Source organism: Lysobacter sp. A286 (genome assembly GCF_054052105.1).
The window spans coordinates 91,742-107,293 of sequence record NZ_JBSVRJ010000003.1 but is presented as its reverse complement, the minus strand read 5'-3'; the positions used below and the strand labels follow the sequence as shown (position 1 = coordinate 107,293).

Annotated in this window: 16 protein-coding genes; 8 read left to right on the top strand and 8 right to left on the bottom strand. The window is 66.1% G+C overall.

Going from position 1 to position 15,552, the window contains the following annotated elements:
* Positions 1-158: 158 nt before the first annotated feature.
* The 4 genes from egtD to ACW7G0_RS12140 form a co-directional block, all read right to left on the bottom strand.
* Positions 159-1,145 carry an L-histidine N(alpha)-methyltransferase gene (egtD, locus tag ACW7G0_RS12155; RefSeq protein ID WP_456989925.1) on the bottom strand — a complete coding sequence of 329 codons (987 nt, stop codon included), beginning with the start codon at positions 1,143-1,145 and terminating at the stop codon, positions 159-161.
* Positions 1,145-2,458 (bottom strand): ergothioneine biosynthesis protein EgtB, encoded by a 1,314-nt coding sequence (gene egtB / locus ACW7G0_RS12150; RefSeq protein WP_456989923.1) that lies wholly within the window; start codon positions 2,456-2,458, stop codon positions 1,145-1,147. Before egtB ends, egtD begins: the two co-directional genes overlap by 1 nt.
* 56 nt (positions 2,459-2,514) lie before the next feature.
* Positions 2,515-3,105: a GTP cyclohydrolase I FolE gene (gene folE / locus ACW7G0_RS12145; RefSeq protein WP_456962707.1), complete on the bottom strand. Its 591-nt coding sequence runs from the start codon at positions 3,103-3,105 to the stop codon at positions 2,515-2,517.
* Positions 3,106-3,226: 121 nt separating this feature from the next.
* Positions 3,227-3,694: a hypothetical protein gene (locus tag ACW7G0_RS12140; protein WP_456989921.1), complete on the bottom strand. Its 468-nt coding sequence runs from the start codon at positions 3,692-3,694 to the stop codon at positions 3,227-3,229.
* A gap of 356 nt (positions 3,695-4,050) precedes the next feature.
* Between ACW7G0_RS12140 and ACW7G0_RS12135 the strand changes: the two genes are divergently transcribed.
* The 6 genes from ACW7G0_RS12135 (at position 4,051) to ACW7G0_RS12110 (ending at position 8,328) form a co-directional block, all read left to right on the top strand.
* Positions 4,051-4,872, top strand: a complete 822-nt coding sequence (locus ACW7G0_RS12135) for an ABC transporter ATP-binding protein (protein WP_456990177.1) — start codon at positions 4,051-4,053, stop codon at positions 4,870-4,872.
* The gene (locus tag ACW7G0_RS12130; RefSeq protein ID WP_456962709.1) at positions 4,872-5,621 is read left to right on the top strand and encodes an MlaE family lipid ABC transporter permease subunit; all 750 of its coding nucleotides are present in this window, start codon (positions 4,872-4,874) and stop codon (positions 5,619-5,621) included. Before ACW7G0_RS12135 ends, ACW7G0_RS12130 begins: the two co-directional genes overlap by 1 nt.
* Positions 5,622-5,680: 59 nt before the next feature.
* On the top strand, positions 5,681-6,241 hold the full coding sequence (gene mlaD / locus ACW7G0_RS12125; protein WP_456962710.1) for an outer membrane lipid asymmetry maintenance protein MlaD: 561 nt from the start codon (positions 5,681-5,683) through the stop codon (positions 6,239-6,241).
* 6 nt (positions 6,242-6,247) lie between these two features.
* Entirely contained in the window at positions 6,248-6,916 is a 669-nt protein-coding gene (locus ACW7G0_RS12120) for an MlaC/ttg2D family ABC transporter substrate-binding protein (RefSeq protein WP_456989919.1), read from the top strand.
* A gap of 2 nt (positions 6,917-6,918) precedes the next feature.
* On the top strand, positions 6,919-7,206 hold the full coding sequence (locus ACW7G0_RS12115; RefSeq protein ID WP_456989917.1) for an STAS domain-containing protein: 288 nt from the start codon (positions 6,919-6,921) through the stop codon (positions 7,204-7,206).
* Positions 7,207-7,344: 138 nt separating this feature from the next.
* Complete coding sequence (locus tag ACW7G0_RS12110; RefSeq protein ID WP_456989915.1) at positions 7,345-8,328, top strand: MlaA family lipoprotein; 984 nt, start codon at positions 7,345-7,347, stop codon at positions 8,326-8,328.
* Positions 8,329-8,337: 9 nt separating this feature from the next.
* On the opposite strand, the gene ACW7G0_RS12105 is transcribed toward ACW7G0_RS12110, so the two are convergent.
* Together ACW7G0_RS12105 and ACW7G0_RS12100 are read right to left on the bottom strand one after the other, a co-directional pair.
* Entirely contained in the window at positions 8,338-9,714 is a 1,377-nt protein-coding gene (locus ACW7G0_RS12105; RefSeq protein WP_456989913.1) for a DNA recombination protein RmuC, read from the bottom strand.
* A gap of 414 nt (positions 9,715-10,128) precedes the next feature.
* Positions 10,129-11,310 (bottom strand): class I SAM-dependent rRNA methyltransferase, encoded by a 1,182-nt coding sequence (locus ACW7G0_RS12100; RefSeq protein WP_456989911.1) that lies wholly within the window; start codon positions 11,308-11,310, stop codon positions 10,129-10,131.
* Positions 11,311-11,371: 61 nt separating this feature from the next.
* Here ACW7G0_RS12100 and ACW7G0_RS12095 point away from each other — a divergent pair, with 61 nt between their 5' ends.
* Positions 11,372-12,154 carry a rhomboid family intramembrane serine protease gene (locus ACW7G0_RS12095; protein WP_456989909.1) on the top strand — a complete coding sequence of 261 codons (783 nt, stop codon included), beginning with the start codon at positions 11,372-11,374 and terminating at the stop codon, positions 12,152-12,154.
* 20 nt (positions 12,155-12,174) lie between these two features.
* On the opposite strand, the gene ACW7G0_RS12090 is transcribed toward ACW7G0_RS12095, so the two are convergent.
* Both ACW7G0_RS12090 and ACW7G0_RS12085 read right to left on the bottom strand, forming a co-directional pair.
* Positions 12,175-13,632 (bottom strand): ABC transporter permease/substrate-binding protein, encoded by a 1,458-nt coding sequence (locus ACW7G0_RS12090; RefSeq protein WP_456989907.1) that lies wholly within the window; start codon positions 13,630-13,632, stop codon positions 12,175-12,177.
* A 23-nt stretch (positions 13,633-13,655) separates the two neighbouring features.
* Complete coding sequence (locus ACW7G0_RS12085; protein ID WP_456989905.1) at positions 13,656-14,393, bottom strand: ATP-binding cassette domain-containing protein; 738 nt, start codon at positions 14,391-14,393, stop codon at positions 13,656-13,658.
* A gap of 114 nt (positions 14,394-14,507) precedes the next feature.
* Here ACW7G0_RS12085 and ACW7G0_RS12080 point away from each other — a divergent pair, with 114 nt between their 5' ends.
* Positions 14,508-15,536 (top strand): TIGR00266 family protein, encoded by a 1,029-nt coding sequence (locus ACW7G0_RS12080; protein WP_456989903.1) that lies wholly within the window; start codon positions 14,508-14,510, stop codon positions 15,534-15,536.
* The last annotated feature ends 16 nt before the right edge of the window (positions 15,537-15,552 follow it).

Sequence of the window (15,552 nt, the reverse complement as noted above, 5' to 3'; positions counted from 1 at the left end):
CAATGGTCGCGAAGCCGAACGACTTCGCCGTGGAAACCACGCTAGTCCCCGCACCGTAATCCACGGGTCAAGGAAATGGGCGGTGCCCTCCACGCCGATTGAACAATCGCCCGCGACGCAACGATTGAAAGCCCGGCCCCAACCAGATGCCCGGACTCTCAGGTAGAAGGAACGGGCTGCAGCAGGCGCAGGCCGAACCAGTCCCGCGGGTCGTTCCAGCGCTCGATTATCCGCAGCCCCGCGCGGGCGGCCAGCGCCTCGAAACTGGCGTCGGTGTACTTGTGGCTGTACTCGACGCGCATTGCCTCACCTTCGTTGAAATGAAACGCTTGGCCGTCGACATGGACGTCCTGCGCGCGCCGGCTGACCAGGTCGGTCTCGACGCGGCCCCGCGGGCGCGAGTACACGGCGCGGTGGTGGAAGCCGGCCAGGTCGAAATCGCTGCCGATCTGGCGATTGAGCCGGGCCAGCAGGTTGAGGGTGAATTGCGCGGTGACGCCGGCGGCATCGTTGTAGGCCGCCTCGATCACGCCGGCGTCCTTGTCCAGGTCGATCCCGATCAATGCCTGGCCGCGTGCACCCATGGTGGCGCGCATCGAGCACAGCAGACGCAACGCATCGGCTTCATCGAAGTTGCCCAGGGTCGAGCCGGGGAAGAACACCAGCGTGTGGCCCGTCTCGCGCACCGGCCGTGGCAGCGGTACCGCATCAGTGAAATCGGCGCACACCGGCAACAGTTCGATCTGCGGAAACATCAGTGCCAGCCGCTCGACACTGGCCACCAGCGCGGTGCGCGAGATCTCGATCGGGGTGTAGGCGACCGGGTCATCCAGCCCTTCCAGCAGCAGTTGGGTCTTGCGCCCGCTGCCACTGCCGTACTCGACCACGTGCGCGTTTGCGGCGACCACGTCGCGGATTTGCGGCATCGAGGCATGCAGCAGTTCCAGCTCGACGCGGGTGAGGTAGTACTCGGGCTGGCGGGTGATCTGCTCGAACAGTTGCGAGCCGCGCTCATCGTAGAAGTACTTCGACGGCAGCGTCTTCGGCGTGGATGACAAGCCGGCCAGAGTGTCGCCGATGATGTCGTCGGGGGTGGGTTGCAGGTCGGTGATTTGTGGCAGCACGGCGGTCTCAGCGGTCGTCATCAGGCATCCCTGGCCAGGCGCAGGCCGGAGAACTGCCAGCGGTCGGGCGGATAGAAGAAATTGCGGTAGCTGGCTCGCAGGTGGTCGGCTGGGCTGACGCAACTGCCGCCGCGCAACACCTGTTGGCCGCACATGAACTTGCCGTTGTACTCACCCAGCGCCCCGGGCATTTCGCGGAAACCGGGGTAGGCGTTGTAGCTGCTGGAAGTCCACTCCCAGACGTCGCCGAACATTTGCCGCGGCGTGCGGCCATCGGCGCGAACGCCAAGCGGCTGCAACCGGTCGTCGTCGACAAAGTTTCCATCAACCGGCAGCGATTGCGCGGCATGCTCCCACTCAAACTCGGTGGGCAGCCGCGCGCCGGCCCAGCGCGCGAATGCGTCGGCTTCAAAATAGCTCAGGTGGCACACCGGCGCATGCGGGTCGATCTCCCGTAACCCGCCAAGGGTGAACTCGCGCTCCAGCGCTTGCTCCCAGTACAGCGGCCGACACCAGCGTTGCTGGCTGACCTGCGCCCAGCCGGCGCTGAGCCACAGCGCCGGGTTCCGATAGCCACCATCGTCGATGAAGGCGCGGTATTCCCGGTTGCTGACCGGGCGGCTTGCCAACGCATGGGACGGCATCAATACCCGGTGCCGCGGCGACTCGTTGTCATAGGCAAAAACGTCGCTGGCGTTCGGCCATGGCGGTGCACCTATCTGGATGACGGCCTCGTCCTGGTCGATCCACTCCAGCGGGCTGGGGTGACTGCGTGGCTGCTGCAGATCGGTGCGGTACGCCGACTTCAGCGGGTTGCACCACAAGGCGTGCTTGATGTCGGTCAGCAGCAGCTCCTGGTGCTGTTGTTCATGGTGAAGGCCCAGCTCGATGCGCTGCAGCAATCCGCTGCCACCATCTTCCGCCGATCCGAAATCGCCGCGAAGGAACGCAGCGGTCATCCGTGCATCCACCTGGTCGCGATAATCCAGCACCTGCGCAAGCGTGGGCCGCGACAACAGCCCGCGCCGGGTGCGTTCGTGCATCGGCCCGACGCTTTGGTAGTAGCTGTTGAACAGGTAGTCCCAGGTGGCATTGAGCGGCTGGTAACCATCGCGGGCGCCGAGCACGAAGCGCTCGAAAAACCAGGTCGTATGCGCGAGGTGCCATTTGCTCGGGCTGGTGTCGGCCATCGACTGCACCATCGCGTCCTCGGCCGACAGCGGGTCCGCCAACACGAGGCTGCGAGCCCGCACGTCCCGGTAGCGGGCAGCAAGGTCGCGGGGCGGCACGGCGGCCGCCGACGACAACGACCTGGAGTCAATGGTCACGGGCATGGTGCAAGCATACAAACCGACATCGCCGGGCGGGTTAGGACGACGTGACGGGCCACTCAACGCGAGCTCGTGGTACCGATGAACTGCAGGAACTCCGAGCGTGTACGGGCGTCATCGCGGAAGCCGCCAAGCATCTTGGAGGTGATCATCGCCACGCCACGCTTGTGCACGCCGCGGGTGGTCATGCAGCCATGGGTGGCTTCGATCACCACGCCGACGCCGCGCGGGTTCAGCACTCGCTGGATGCAGTCGGCAATCTGCGCGGTCATTTTTTCCTGCACCTGCAGACGGCGGGCATAGGCATCCACCACGCGCGCCAGCTTGCTGATGCCCACCACCTTGCCGTCGGGCAGGTAGCCGATATGGGCGCGGCCGATGATCGGCGCCATGTGGTGCTCGCAATGGCTCTCGAAGCGGATGTCGCGCAGCACGATCAACTCGTCGTAGCCGGCGACCTCCTCGAAGGTGCGCGCCAGGTACTCGTCGGGATCCATCGCATAGCCGCTGAACCAGTCGGCATAAGCCTTGGCGACGCGCTTGGGCGTGTCCAGCAGGCCCTCGCGGGTGGGGTCGTCGCCGGCCCAGCTGAGCAAAGTGCGCACGGCGGCTTCGGCCTGCTCACGAGTAGGTTGGTTGGGGTCGGCCATGAGTCGCGGCACCTGTTTGCGGGCCGATCATGCTACTCCAGCAACAAAAAAACGGGGCCGCAAGGCGGCCCCGTTGAAGTACTGGTGCATCGTTTCTTATTGTGGACGGGGCTGTGGCCGATCAGCGACCGTCGCGGTCGGCATCACCCGGCATGGCGCGTTCAATGTGGTGCCAGCCATCACGCACCGCGTGCTTGGCGTCGTTCCACTCCAGGCGCGAATTGTCCTGGGCCCGGGTCTGGTCCCACTTGCGCTGCAGCTCGGGCTCGACATCGTCGAACTTCTTGCCGTTGTACTGGCCGTAGGTGTCATAGCCATACTGATAGGCCGGCTCGTAGTCATTCCACTCGCGATCGGCGGAGTAGTACGGGGCGTTCTTGTATTCGCGCTGGAAATGCTCGCGATACTCGGTGGGGTTGACCGCCTCGGCCATGGAATCGCCCGCCTTCGCGCCGATCACGCCGCCGGCCACCGCGCCCACCGCGCTGCCGATCGGCCCGCCTGCCGCGCCAACCGCTGCGCCTGTCACCGCGCCGGCGACCGCGCCTGCACCTGCACCAATACTGTGGTCTTTCTTGACATCGTTCATGGGCTTGCTCCGTTGTGGGGGGATAGCCGGCTTGCGGCACCGGATGCCACGACACTAGGAGCGGCCTGATCGTGCTGGAGTGAAGGAATGAATGAACAGGCGGGCTTCGTTCATCCACCGCTTTACGGGTGGCACAGGCGCCGAGCCAGCCCGGATACCGCCCGGCATGACGCGCCAATGCGCCGCACAATATCGCCTCGCTGGCGCACAGATGCAGCTCGCTGCGCGGGGCAGCTGAACCACAATGCCTGCGCCATCGGCAACAGCCTGCGACAATGCCGACAACCCTTGTTCAGGTACTGCCTTCCAAGCTGCGCGATGTCTGCGCCTGCATGGCGGCGCGCCAAGCCTTGCCGATGACCGATTCCAATCCCATCGTCCGCGTCAACAACCTTCGCCTCGACCGGGGTGACCAGGTCGTGCTGCGCGATATCAACCTGGAAGTCCCGAGCGGACAGGTGGTCGCTGTGCTGGGCCCGTCGGGCAGCGGCAAGTCCACCCTGTTGGCGGCGCTGACCGGTGAATTGTGGCCGGCGGCCGGCTCGGTGGAGATCTTCGGCCAGCCGATGCCGCGCGCGTCGCGACCGTTGCTGGAGCTGCGCAAGCGCATCGGAGTGATGTTGCAGGGTAATGGCCTGCTGACCGACTTGACCGCCGCCGAGAACGTCGCCCTGCCCTTGCGCACCCATACCCGGCTACCCAAACCGGTGATCGAGCGACTGGTGCGGATGAAACTGCACGCGGTCGGTTTGCGCGCCGCAGCGGACGCCTTCCCGCGCGAGCTGTCCGGCGGCATGGCGCGCCGGGTCGCATTGGCGCGTGCGCTGGCGATGGACCCGCCGCTGATGATCTACGACGAGCCGCTGACCGGGCTGGACCCGATTGCCAGCGGGGTGGTGATGGAGTTGGTGCGCCGGCTCAACGACAGCCTTGGCCTGACCAGCATCGTGGTCACCCACCATGTCCGCGAGACCTTGCCGATCGCCGACCACGCCATCGTGATCGCCAACGGCACGATCGTGTTTTCCGGCACCCCGGCCGCGCTGGAAGCCAGCACCGACCCGCTGGTCCGGCAGTTCCTGGACGGCAACCCGGACGGGCCGATCGGCTTCGACGCGCTGCCTCGCGGCACCGAATCCGGTAACGCCGCCACCGCAACCACCAAGGAAATCGCCTGATGGCCCTGGCTGCCGCTACCCGCTCCGTTGGCCGCGCCGGCCTGTTTACCTTGTCGGTGTTGCGTGCCTCGGTGCCCAGCGTCGACCTGTTTCGCGAGCTGGTCCGCGAGATCTACAAGATCGGCGCACGCTCGCTGCCAATCATCGCCGTTGGCGGCGCGTTCGTCGGCTTATCGCTGACCTTGCTGGCCTATCGAGCGCTCGACACCTACGGTGCCAGCAACCAGGTCAGCATGATCCTGGGGCTGGGTATCTACCGCGAATTAGGCCCGGTGCTGACCGCATTGCTGTTCATCGGCCGCGCCGGCTCGTCGATCGCCGCCGAGCTGGGCCTGATGCGCGCCACCGACCAGATCACCGCACTGGGCCTGATGGGCATCGATCCGGTTGGCAAGGCGGTGGCGCCACGGTTCTGGGCGGCGGTGTTGTGCGTGCCGCTGCTGACCGGGTTCTTCTGCTCGCTGGCGATCAGTGCCAGTTACCTGGAGGCCGTGCACGTGATCGGCGTGGACTCGGGTATTTTCTGGCAGGTGCTGCGCGACAGCGTCGACCTGGTCGATGACTTCGGCATGGCCATGGTGAAATCCGCGGTGTTCGGCGCGGTCGCCGCGCTGGTCGCCGCCTACGTCGGTTTCCACGCCGAGCCGACCATCGAGGGCACCTCGGTCGCCACCACCAAGGCGGTGGTCAACGCCTCGCTGCTGGTGCTGATGCTGAACTTCGTGATGTCCGCACTGTTGTTCCAGTAACGCCATGCATCAACAACCCCATGCATCAATCGATGCGCTGAAGCACCAAGGTAGACACCATGAGCAACCGTAGCCCCCGTATCGAATTCGCCGTTGGCGCGTTCCTGCTGCTCGCGCTGGCATCGCTGCTGGTGCTGGCGATCAGCTCCACCAATGGCAAGCTGGGCTGGTTTGGCGGCAGCGATTACGAAATCACCGCCCGCTTCAGCAACCTCGGCCCCCTGCGCGCCAACGCCCCGGTCAAGATTGGCGGGGTGGCGATTGGTCGCGTGTCGAATATCGCCCTGGATCCGGTGAAGCTGGATTCGGTGGTGACGCTGGCCATCGATGAGCGCTACAACGACCTGCCATCGGACACCAGCGCGGCGATCCTGACCTCCGGCCTGCTCGGCGAGAGCTACATCGGGCTGCAACCCGGTGGTGACCTGGAGCCGCTGAAGCCCGGCGACCAGATCTTCCTGACCCAATCGTCGGTCGACCTGATCCAGATGGTCGGCAAGTACATGTTCAGCGGCGGGCCGGACAATGGCGACAAGCCGGCGGCCAATGCCGACACGACGGCCCCTGCCGACGTACCTGCCTACCTGCAGGAAAGCGACCCCGCCCCCGTTACGGAATAAATGCCCATGAACCGCAATCCGATACCTACCGTTCTGGCTGCCCTGGTGGCCGCCGCCGTCCTGACGACGGCGCCTGTCCTCGCGTTCGCCTCCGGTGCGCCCGCGCAGGCCGAGACCGCCGCGCCGGCCACCGCGCCCAGTAAGCTGGTGCTGGACAACGCGACCCGCATCCTGACCACCCTGGAAGCTCGTCGCGACGAGTTCACCACCGATCGCGCCGCGCTGAGCACGTTCATCACCGGTGAATTCGACCAGATGTTCGACGCCAACTACGCCGCGCGGCTGGTGCTGGGCCGTCATGGTCGTGGTGCATCCGATGCCGATATCAAGCGCTTTGCCGATGCGCTGACCGGCAACCTGATGCAGCGTTATGGCTCATCGCTGCTGGACTTCAACACCCAGCTGAAGGTCCGGGTGAATTCCGAGAGTCCCTTGCGTGGCGGCTCGATGGTCAAGGTGTCCAGCGAGTTCCTGCGCCAGGGCGGCCAGCCGATTCCGGTCGACTACCTGCTGCACAAGGTCGGCGGGGAGTGGAAAGTGTTCGACGTGATGGTCGAAGGGGTGAGCTTCATCCAGACCTTCCGCAACCAGTTCGACACCGCGTTGTCGCGCAAGTCGATCACCGAGGTTGCCGCTGACCTGGAAGCCGGCAAGCTGCAGGCGGACGTCAAGTAGCCATGGCGACCCGGCCCGCAACGGTTTCCCGCGACGGCGATGCCCTGGTGTTCAACGGCGCGCTGGAACGCGAAGCCGTGCCCGCATTGTGGAAATCCGCCCTGCCGCACTTGCAGGGCGTGATCCGCTTCGAGCTGTGCCAGGTCAGCCGGGTCGACAGCGCTGGCGTGGCGTTGTTGGCCGAGCTGGCATCGCGCGCCGATCAGGCCGCCATCGTGGGCGAGCCAGCCGGTTTAGCCGAGCTTCGTGCCGCCTACCGGCTTGGCCCGAACCTGGATTTCTCCCATTGAGTGACCGGATACCGGGATTCAGCGTCCCGCTGCCGCTCGGCCAAACCACCCGGATCGCCCTTTAGAATCCACTCAATGCCTTTTCAAAAATCCATCAATCCTCGTCTTGACAGGGAAGCCGCAATCTTTTGTGGTCCCGTGCTGGCGCTCGCGCTGGCCGTTGGCGCGGTCGGCTGTGCATCGACTCCCACCGCAGAACCTGCTGCAACGCCGGCTCCGACGGTCGTGACCGGCGGCATTGCCACACCGGCCGTGGCAACCGACAGCGCGACAGTCACGGCCGTGGAGGCCACGGCCATCAGCCGCCCCGCCAGCGAGGAGCCCCGGCCAACCCAGGCCGAACTCGATTTCGCCGCGATTTATGGCCAGCCCTATGACCCGGTGGCCGATCCCACCCTACCCGAACCGGCCCGGATACGCGGAGCCTACGACCCGTGGGAAAGCTACAACCGCAAGATGCACGTGTTCAACAATTTCATTGATCGCGCCGTTGCACGGCCCTTGGCGCGAGCCTACGTGGCCGCAGTACCGCGCCCGATCCGGCTGGGCGTGAGTAATTTCTTCAGCAACCTTGGCCAGCCGGTGACCGCCGTCAATGCACTGCTGCAGGGCAAGCCGGCGGAGGCAGCGCAGTCGCTGGGACGCTTCACCCTCAACACCACGCTGGGCATCGGCGGCATCTTCGACCCGGCCAGTGACGCCTCGCTGGACAACCGCAGTGAAGATTTCGGCCAGACCCTGGGGATCTGGGGTTGGGAGCGCTCACGCTACGTCGAGTTGCCATTGTTTGGGCCGCGCACCATCCGTGACGTATTCGGCATGGTGGGCGACGCACCACTGAGCCCGCTGCGGCAGATCGACGAAGACAAGGTCCGGGTGCCGCTGCAGGGCCTGCAACTGGTGAACGTACGTACCCAGCTGCTGGCCACCGACAGCCTGCGTGTCGGCGTCGCCGACGACTATGCGCTGGTTCGCGACGCGTGGATGCAGCGACGCGATTACCAGATCTTTGGTGAGCGCATGCAGCAAAACGGCGAGACCGCGCTGCCCGACTACCTGCTCGAAGACGACAACCCGATCGTGCCGGTGGGCGCGATGCCGGTAATGCCACCCGGCAACTGAGAGCCAGGCTCACCCCTCGTCTTCATCATCAACCTCGAGCGCGGCACCCAACAGGCGTTGGCTCTGGTCGGCCGGTAGTGTTTCCACGCCCTTGAGCTTGCGCTCGATCGCCCGGGTACGCACGCCGGCGGCGTCGATGCTGTTGCGCACCGTGTCGAGCTGGTTACGGGTTTTCTCCAGCACCCCGGCGAACTTCCCGAACTCACTCTTGACCGCGCCCAGCAGTTGCCAGACCTCGCTGGAGCGCTGCTCGATCGCCAAGGTGCGAAAACCCATCTGCAAGCTGTTGAGCAGAGCCAGCAAGGTGGTCGGGCCGACCACGGTGACCCGGTATTCACGTTGCAGGCCCTCGAACAGACCGGGGCGGCGCAGCACTTCGGCAAACAGGCCCTCGGTGGGCAGGAACATCAGCGCGAAATCGGTGGTGTGGGGCGGGGCCACATAGGCTTGCTGGATCTTCTTGGCCTCATCGCGAATACGGCGCTCCAGCGCCAATGACGACACCGCGACGGCCTCCGCGTCCGCCCGGTCCTGCGCATCCAGCAGGCGCTCGTAATCCTCGCGCGGGAACTTGGCATCGATCGGCAACCGCACCGGTGTGTCCGGCCGGGTACCGGGCAAACGCACCGCGAACTCGACCCGCTGGCTGCTGCCCGGCACCGTCGCGTAGTTGCAGTCGAACTGCTCCACGGTGAGCACCTGCTCCAGCAACGCACCCAACTGCACCTCGCCAAAGGTCCCGCGGGTCTTGACGTTGGTCAGCAGGCGCTTGAGGTCACCGACACCGCTGGCCAGCTGCTGCATCTCGCCGAGCCCGCGCTGGACCTGCTCCAGCCGCTCCGACACCAACCGGAACGACTCGCCCAGACGCGTCTCAAGGGTGGTCTGCAACTTCTCGTCAACGGTGGCGCGCATCTGCTCCAGCCGGGCGGCGTTGTCAGTCTGCAGCTCGCGCAGCTTCTGCTCGAGCGTGGTGCGCATCTCGCCGATGCGCAGCTCGTTGCGCTGGGTCAACTCGGTCAACCGCTGGCCGACCGCATCGCTGGAGCGCTGCTGCAGTTCGGCGCCCTCGGTACGCGCCTTGCGCGCGTCCTCCAGCAGCGCGTCGCGCAACAGATCCAGCCGCTGGTCGGTGCGCACGGTCAGCTCGGTCAGCTTGCCGCCGAAGCCTCCCATACGCGTGTCCTGCTGCTGGGCAATGCTGTCGAGCTGCTGGCGCAACTCGCCGCGGCCGTTGCGCTGCTCATCGCGCAAGGCCTGCTCCAGCCCGGCCCGATGAGCCTCCAGCACCGCATCGGGCTTGCGCAGCAACAGCAGGACCAGCAATACGATCGCGACCAGGACCGCGAGCAGCAGGATTATCAGCAGCAATGAGGATTCAGGCATGCCACCAGTGTATCCGGCGCCGTCGCGGCAGCTGAGACGCGACGACTGAGAGCACCTGCTTCGGAGCGCCCGTCGCTTGCAGGAGGCGGCCTAAAGTCCATGCATCCCCGCTTTCGCGGGGATGACGGGTTGCTGCGGGGATGATGACAGCTGTTCAGATGTTCCTTGGAGCGCAAACCGATTCGAGGTCGCGAATACGTCACCCGTGCCGACGCATCACTCAAAGAACCGCCGACAGCCAAGCACGAGGCGGCGTCCTGTCGGGGTGCTGCGTAAAGTACGCCATGGATGGCGTGCGGCGGTGAGTGCGGCCATGGATGGCCGCCCGAACCGGGGAGCAGCACCCCGACATGACGCCGCCCATCCCGGAGCCCGCGCACCCCACTGCTGTTGCTGTTGCTGTTGCGGCAGCGTTTAGTCCAGCACCCGGCAGAACACTGCTTTCAGGTAACGCGACTCCTGCACCTGCGCCAGCCACGGGTGGTCCGCACCGGCGCCGGCGACCTTGAGGATCTGCACGGTGCGGTTGGAGTAGAACGCCGCGCGCCGGATCATGTCGAGGAACTGATCCTCGGCCACCAGCCCGGTGCACGAGAACGTCGCCAGCAGGCCACCGGGCTTGACCACGCCCATCGCCAGCTTGTTCATGTCCAGGTATTTCTTCAACGCCGGGATCACCTGCTCGCGGTCGCGGGTCATCTTGGCCGGGTCCAGGATCACCACGTCGTATTGCTCGCCCGCGTTGCCCGCATCGCGCAGCCACGGAAAAATATCGGCCTGGATGAACTTGACCTGGCCGTTGTTGAGCTTGGCGTTGCCCTTGGCGATCGACAGCACGTCGGCATCGATATCGACCCCGACCACCTCGGCCGCACCACGCGCCGCGGCGTAGATGCCAAAACCGCCTGTGTTGCAACACAGGTCCAGCACGCGTTTGCCTTCGACATGCTGGCTTAGCCACTGGCGGTTGTCGCGCTGGTCGGCGAAGAAACCGGTTTTGTGCGCCCCGCACGGGTCGGCGCGGAACTTGATGCCGTGCTCGGTGATGACGCTGGGCTGGACCGGCTCGGTCCCACGGAAGTCGAAGCTCTCCTGCTTCTGCACATGCTCATCGGCAAACATGTAGAAGCGGCAACCGGGGAACTGCTCGCGTAGCGCCGCCTGGATCCACTCGCGGTAGCGGAACGCCCCGGCGCTGAAGAACTCCAGCACCAGCAAGTCGGCGTAACGGTCGATCACCAGACCGGAGATCCCGTCACCCTCGCTGTGGAACACGCGCCAGGCATCGCTGACCTCGTCGAGCTTCAGCACGTCCCGGCGCAGTGATACCGCCACGGCAATCTTGCGCGCGAACCAGTCCGCATCGATCACCGCATTGGGGTTGTGGTCGAGCATGCGCAAGGCGATGCGTGAATGGCCGTTGTAGAAGCCGCGACCGATCATGTCGCCATCCACCCCGATCACGTCGACGATCTCGCCGGACCTGGGCCGCTTTTCGGGCTTGGCGACCAGCCTCTGGAAGATCCACGGGTGCGAGGACTTCCAGGCGTTCTTGAGGTGAACGGTGGGGATGGCAGCAGGGATTGCATTGTTCATCCGGCCATTCTACCGGGGCCGCAAGCCTTGTATTTGCCGCCGTGGTCTCCACAGTTGAGTGATGGCTGCCACTGATGACATTGAAGCCCGCCCGCTGGACGCCAAGACCCAGCGCGCGGTGGACCGAAAGCGCTGGATGGGCGCATTCAACCTCAGTCTGGGGTTCGTGTTGTTGCTGCTGGTGGTGTTCTCCGCCCAAGGCAGCGTCGACCTGCGCGACTGGATGGTGCAGCCGTGGTCAGTAGTCGGCCTGCTGGGCGTGATTGGGGCGCCGCTATTGCATGGCTCGTTCGACCATCTGGTCGCCAATGCGATCTCGCTGCTGATGCTGGGCACGCTCGCCGGCGGCATGTACCCGCGCGCCACCGTGCGCGCACTGCCGCTGATGTGGCTGGGATCGGGACTGGGCGCATGGTTGCTGGGCGAGGCCGGCTCGCATCACCTCGGCGCGAGTGGCATCACCCACGGCCTGATGTTCCTGGTGTTCGTGCTCGGGCTGCTGCGCCGCGACCGGCCGGCGATCGCGGCGGCGATGATCGCGTTCTTCCTTTACGGCGGCATGTTGCTGACGGTGTTCCCGCGCGAGGTCGGGGTCTCATGGCAGGCCCATCTCGGCGGCGCCATCGGCGGGGTGCTTGCCGCCTTGCTGTGGCGTCGACTGGATCCGCAGCCCCCGCGCAAGAAGTACAGCTGGGACCTGGAAGAGGAGCAAGCGGCGGCAGAGGCGCTACGCGACGAGCGCGACAGCCTGGAGCTACCCTCGCCCGATGACGTGCCAGTGCTGTGGCATCGGCCCGAGGATGACCAGCGCGGCGTGGTATTGCCGTTCCGGCGCCGCCAATGACGCCTGCCTCGGCGTAGCGGTCACTGCCGCGCGGCCAGCCGCAACCCGCGCGGGGTCAGTCCGCGCTCGATCAGTTCGAATCCTCCCTGCACCACCAGCGCCAGCAAGGCCGCCGGCACCGCGCCCTCCAGGATCAGCCCGATATCGTCCAGCCGGATGCCGGCCAGGATCGGCTGGCCATAGCCGCCTGCGCCGATCAGCGCGCCCAGGGTTGCGGTGCCGACGTTGATCACCGCCGCAATCTTGATGCCGGCCAGAATCGTGCGCAACGCCAGCGGCAGCTCGACCCGTCGCAGCCGCGTGCGTGGCGGCAACCCGAGCGCGGCGGCGGTCTCGCGCAACTCGCGCGGGATGCCGGTCAGCCCGGCGTGGGTGTTGCGCACGATCGGCAGCAGGCTGTACAGGAACAGCGCCGCGATCGCCGGCCCGGCACCGATCCCGAACAGCGGGATCATGAATACGAATACCGCCAGCGACGGCAAGGTCTGCAACAGCCCGGTTGTGGTCAGGATCACCTGCCCCAGCCGCGGCCTGCGAGCGGCCACTATTCCCAGCGGAAGTGCCACCAGCAACGCCAACCCAAGCGAGATGCCGACCAGCGCGAGATGCTCGCCGGTGCGCTGCCAGACCCGGGATGCGCGAGTGCGCTGCTCCGGTGCGGCGACGCCGAGCCAATCCGCCGCGACCGCCGCTTCGGTCTCACCGTCGATCTTCACCCGTGCGTTGAGCCGCTGCATGCTAGCCGCATCGATTCGTCCGGCAAGGCCCCGCAGCTGCGCCAACCAGTCCGGCGCGCGCTGCGCGAGGTCGGCGCGGTACAGATATACCGCCTGGTATTGCGGGAAGTACCCGCGATCGTCTTCGAGCACCGCCAGCTGGTAGTACGGGATCTCGGCGTCGGTGTTGTACAGGTCGGTGACGTCCAGCGCGCCGCTGGCGAGACCGCGATAGGCAAGATCGTGGTCCAGACCATTGGCCTGCTGTGGCAACCGATACTCGCGTCGCAGACCGGGCCAGCCATCGGCACGCTGCATGAACTCGTTGCTCAGGCCGATCACCAGCGCCGGGTGCGCGCGCAGCTCGGAGATCGTCTCGATCCCGAGCTCCGTCGCCCGCGTCGCCCGCATGCCCAGGGCATAGGTGTTGTTGAAACCCAGCGGATCGGTCATGGCCAACCCGCGCTCGGCCAGCGCGTCGCGCACCTGGTCGGTGGTCGCGGCGGGCATCAGCAGCAACTCCTGCTTCAGTGTGCCGGTGTATTCGGGATAGGCGTCAACCTCACCTTCGATCAACGCCCGCCACAGGATGCGGGTGCCGCCGAGCTGGCGACGGTGCTCGACATTGACGTCCTCCGGGTGCGGCAGCTTGGCGGCGATCTCGCCCAGGATCACCGACTCGGTGAAGGCCTTGGAGCCGACCACCACCGGCTTGGCTTGCGCCGCCGACGCGGCGGCCGAGCACACCGCCGTGATCACCATCACAACCACCGCCAGCCACGCCCTCACAGGCTGTCTTCCAGGTTGCGCTGGGCAGTCATGAACTCGGTCACGAAGGGCTCGACCGGTGCATCGTGCAGCTCACGCGCACTGCCTTGCTGCACGATGCGCCCGCCGCGCAGCAACACCAGGGTGTCGGCCAGGTAAGCCGCCTCGGCAACATCGTGGGTGACCAGCACGACGGTCTTGCGCAGCTCGGCAAACAACTCGCGCATCTGCGCTTGCAGCTCATGGCGGACGATCGGGTCGAGCGCAGCCAGCGGCTCGTCCAGCAACAGCACTTGCGGGTCCAGCATCAGCGCCCGGATCAGCCCCACCCGCTGGCGCTGGCCACCGGACAACTCGGCCGGATAACGTCGCAGCGCATCTGTCGGCAGCCGGCAAAGATCAGCCAGCACCGCAATGCGCGCGTCGATTCGCGCCGCCGGCCAGCCCAGCGTGCGCGCCAGCAACGCGGCGTTCGCAGCGGCGCTCAGATGCGGGAACAAACCGCCTTCCTGGATCACGTAACCGATCCGGCGACGCTGTTCCAGCAACTGCCCGGTCTGCAGCGGCTCGCCATCGAAACGCACCTCGCCGCTGTCGGGCCAGTCCAGCCCGATGAGCATCCGCAGCACGCTCGACTTGCCGGCGCCGCTGGGGCCGATCAGCGCCGTGGTGCGGCCGGCGGAAATGCGCAGGTCGACGCGGTCGAGCGCAATCAACCGACCGTGGGATTTGGTGACGCTTCTGAGTTCGAACACGGGTTGAGCATAGAGCAACCGCGCTGCCGCTCGTGTGCCTACCCCGGGTTGAAGTGGCACCCGCAGCGGCGGGTAAACTCGGATTCCCACCCGACCAGAACACAAGGATTCGCCATGGACCGTTGGTACTTCAGCGCCGGCAGCAACAGCCCGCGGGTCGGCCCGCTCGACGACAACGCGGCATCCGCGTACGCGCAGCAGCATCCCGAAGACTTCTGTTGGCGCGAGGGGTTTGTCGAATGGCAGCCGGTCGGCAACGTCGCCGAGCTGAATCTGGCGACCGCCGGCGCTCCGCCGAGCATGCCGGCACTGCCATCAACCGGCTCCGGCCGCGGCCACGATGACGAGATCGACTACCGCATCGTCGGCAGCGACATGCAGTTCGTCGAGGTCGAGCTGGATCCCGGTGAAAGCGCGATCGCGGAGGCCGGCTCGCTGATGTACAAGGACTCGGTGGTGAAGATGGACACCGTGTTCGGCGATGGCAGTCATGGCGGCCAGAGTGGCGGCGGGTTCATGGACAAGCTGTTGTCGGCGGGCAAGCGCGTGGTCACTGGCGAGAGCCTGTTCACCACCGTGTTTACCCACGCCGGCCAGGGCAAGGCCAAGGTCGCATTTGCCGCGCCGTATCCGGGCACGGTGATGGCGATGAAACTGTCCGACCACGGCGGCCGGCTGGTCTGCCAGAAAGACAGCTTCCTCGCCGGCGCGCGCGGAGTCAGGATCGGGATCCAGTTCCAGCGCAAGATCCTGACCGGCCTGTTCGGCGGCGAGGGCTTCATCATGCAGAAGCTCGAGGGCGACGGCTGGGTGTTCGTGCACGCCGGCGGCACCGTGATGGAGATCGACCTCAAGGCCGGCGAACGGCTCGACGTCGACACCGGCTGCGTGATGGCCTATCACTCCAGCGTCGACATGGACGTCAAGGCCGTAGGTGGCATCAAGAGCATGCTGTTCGGCGGTGAAGGCATGTTCCTGGCGACCCTGACCGGGCCGGGCAAGGTCTGGTTGCAGTCGCTGCCATTCTCGCGGATGGCCGGACGGATGCTGGCGGCGGCGCCCGGTGGTGGCGGCCGCGACAAGGGCGAAGGCTCGGTGCTCGGCGGCCTTGGCGGCCTGATCAGCGGCGACCGCGGGTTCTAATCCGTGGTTCAAGCCG